This window comes from Arthrobacter sp. 179, assembly GCF_052379645.1.
Classification (GTDB): Bacteria; Actinomycetota; Actinomycetes; order Actinomycetales; family Micrococcaceae; genus Arthrobacter_H.
In genome coordinates, this window is sequence record NZ_JBQSYU010000058.1 from 1 (window position 1) to 1,225 (window position 1,225).

Here is a 1,225-nt window from a genome sequence, read left to right on the forward strand (position 1 = left end):
CGGGGTCTGATCGATCCCGGTGGGCCCGCCCTCGGTTCCGGGAAGCATGGTCGCCGGAATCGTCACGAAGACCTGCGCGTCCACCGTCTCCAACCCCTGGCCCCGGGGACCGTTGAGCATCATGTCGGTGAAGACATCGGCCCGCAACTGATCCAAGGTACGAAACTGTCCGGCATCATCACCGGCCCCGGCCCCCGGCGCCGGATCAGCAGCACCCTGGCCAAGTAGCTCCCCAACACGGCCCGGGGCCACTTCCTCAATGTCATGACCGGGGCCGGTGTTCCCGGCGGCGTGGGCTGCTGCCTGGCTGACCGCGGCCGCCGTTTCGGGGTCGGTCTTCAGCAGCCGGGCCATGGCATCGACCTTCGCGAAGATCGCCTGGCAACTAGCCGTGGGTAGATACCCCGAGAACCACGTCATCCCGTCACGGGCCTGTTCCAGCTCGATCCGGCGGTCCCGCAACTCGGTCCGGGAGCGTTTGGTGAAGGAAAACCCGTAATACTTCTCCAGGACCTGCCGGCCCCGGGCCCGCAATTGCGTAGGCGACTTCCCCGCAGCGATGGCCAACATATCGGCCCCGAAGTCCCGCCGATCGGCCCGGGCCCGGGCCGCTGCGGCGGCGACGTCGCGTTCGAACTCCTCCTTGCGGGCCTCGTCCGCATCCCGGGCCGGCAAGGCCGGTGGTTCGGCGGTGATGTGGTGGGTATGTTCCAGGATCCGTTGGACATGACTGGCCCCGATACGCCCCAACGCCAACGACTCCAGGACTTCGGGGGTATCCATCACCAGGGTCTCGGCCTGATCCAACACCCGATGTCCCTGGCCCGGGGACAACCCGGCGATCAGGGCGATTTCCATCGCGGCACTATCGGTGGCCGCGGAAGACACGATGCGTCCGGTCCGGAGCGAGATCCGCATCCCGGGCCGGTTTTGTAGTGCTTCCAGACGGGGATCTATCGCTTCTTGGGCCTCGTCGTGGAGCATGGCCGCGGCACGGAACTTCTCGGCTTCAGCGAAACGGGCCAATGCTTCCGCGGCCTTGAACCGGGTGGACCCGTCAACGGCCGTGGCGCTCTGACGGGTGAGTTGCCACCCGTTGACCGACACTGCTTCGTTGATCGCGTCCATGACCCCACTGTGCCAGTTGCCACCGACAGGTTGGACGGCAGCCACCGGGGTGTGCAGAACACGACCCGGAAGCGGGCCGGTGAGGGGAAAGAGAGCC

The 1,225-nt window shown here is 66.9% G+C and carries 1 protein-coding gene; it reads right to left on the bottom strand.

Annotated features, from left to right (window positions below; translation table 11 throughout):
- Positions 1 to 1,128, bottom strand: a 1,128-nt coding sequence (locus tag ACT3UE_RS15745; protein ID WP_444567022.1) for a DUF222 domain-containing protein, incomplete at its 3' end; no start/stop codon positions are given.
- Between the last annotated feature and the right edge of the window lie 97 nt (positions 1,129 to 1,225).